The organism is Streptomyces sp. NPDC058375 (assembly GCF_042723425.1).
In the GTDB taxonomy this organism is placed as follows: Bacteria; Actinomycetota; Actinomycetes; order Streptomycetales; family Streptomycetaceae; genus Streptomyces; species Streptomyces durocortorensis.
The window spans coordinates 1-1,925 of record NZ_JBHXJG010000473.1 but is presented as its reverse complement, the minus strand read 5'-3'; the positions used below and the strand labels follow the sequence as shown (position 1 = coordinate 1,925).

The window sequence follows — 1,925 nt, the reverse complement described above, 5'->3', positions numbered from 1 at the left end:
AAGGTGGCCGTTCCGGGTGAGCTGACCGCTCCGGAGTACTGGGTCGGTCAGCTGCGTGGCACCGTCCGCTTCCACGACGCCGTCAACACCCTGCGCAAGGAGGGTGTGTCCGACTTCGTGGAGATCGGCCCGGACGCCGTCCTCTGCTCCATGATCGAGTCCGGGACGGAGGACGGCCCGAGCGTGGCGGCCCCTGCGCTGCGCCGCAACCAGGACGAACTCACCACCCTGGCCCTGCTCCTTGGCCGGCTGCACACCCGCGGCGTCCGCATCGGCTGGCAGGAAGTCCTGCCCGGCGCCCGGCGCGTCCCCCTGCCCACCTACGCCTTCCAGCGCCAGCGCTACTGGCTGGAGGAGACCGCCTCTCCCGGCGACCCGGCCGCGTTGGGGCTGGAGGACCTCGGCCACCCGATGCTCGGGGCCGCGCTCGCCCTGGCCAACACCGACGAGACCGTCCTCACCGGGCGCCTCTCCGCACGCTCCCACCCCTGGATCACCGACCACACCATCTTCGACACGGTCCTCGTACCGGGCACGGGGCTCCTTGAGCTCGCCGCCCGCGCCGCCGACGAGGTCGGCTGCGACCGTGTCGAGGAGCTGCGCCTCGTCGCACCGATGGTGCTGCCCGAACAGGGCGGGATCCAGGTGTCCGTCCGGGTGGGCGCACCCGACGACACCGGCCGACGCGAGATCGGCATCTTCTCCCGTCCGGCCGACGCGGACGGCGACGTGAACCGCGCCTGGACGGTGCACGGTGAGGGAACCCTCGGTATGCGGGAGGACGGAGCCGATGCCACCCGGGCCGACGCCTTCACGGTCTGGCCGCCCGAAGTCGCCACCGAAGTGCCGCTCGACGACGTCTACGAGCGCCTGGCCGACCAGGGCTACGCGTACGGCCCTGCCTTCCAGGGGATGCGCCGCGTGTGGCGGGGCGACGGCGAGGTGTACGCCGAGATCTCGCTTCCGGACAGCTGCCGCGCGGACGCGCCCCGCTACGTGGTGCACCCAGCCCTGCTGGACGCGGCGCTGCACGCGCTGCTGCCCGGCATCGCGACGCAGGACGACCAGACGCAGCTCCCGTTCGCCTGGAGTGGTGTGCACGTGTACGGCGCCGCTTCGCCCATGCTGCGCGTCCGGCTCACGTTGCCGGTTCCCGGCGCCGCCGTGTCGGAGGTCTCGCTGACGGCGGTCGACGAGACCGGTGCGCTGGTCGCCACTGTCGAGTCGCTGGCCACGCGCCCGGTGTCGAAGGAGGCCCTGGCGGCGGCGAGCGGGACACGCGGCGACAACCAGTTCTTCGTGAGGTGGGAGCGGGTTGCGGTTTCGGGGGTTGTTGGGGTGGTTGGGGAGTTGGTGTTGGTTGGTGGTGGTGTGCCTGGGGTGGGGGGTACGCATGTTTTTGAGGTGCCGGTTGGTGCTGGTGGTGCTGGGGCGGGTGTGCCTGGTGGGGTGCGGGATGTTGTGGGTGGGGTGTTGGAGTGGGTGCGGGGGTGGCTGGCGGATGAGCGGTTTGAGGGGTGTCGGCTGGTTGTGGTGACGCGGGGTGCGTTGGGTGTGGTTGAGGGGGAGGGGGTGGTGGATCTGGCGGGTGCGTCGGTCTGGGGGTTGTTGCGGTCGGCGCAGTCGGAGTATCCGGGTCGGATTGTGCTGGTGGATCTGGAGGCGGGTGCTGCCGGGTTCGGTTCTGGTGGTGTGCCGGACGTGGTGCGGGATGTGGTGGGTTCGGGGCTGGATCAGGTTGCGGTGCGGGGTGGGCAGTTGTTGGCGCCGCGTCTGATGCCTGCTGCCGGTGCCGGTGCTGGTGCTGGTGCTGGTGCTGGTGTTGGTGCCGGTGTTGGTGTTGGTGTTGGTGAGGTCATCGAGTGGGGTGATGGCACGGTTGTGGTGACGGGGGCGACGGGGACGTTGGGCCGGATGGTGGCGCG

At 71.0% G+C, this 1,925-nt stretch carries 1 protein-coding gene; it reads left to right on the top strand.

From position 1 onward, the window contains the following. A partial coding sequence (locus tag ACFWM7_RS35155; protein ID WP_383268822.1) for a polyketide synthase dehydratase domain-containing protein occupies nt 1–1,925 on the top strand: 1,925 nt, incomplete at both ends.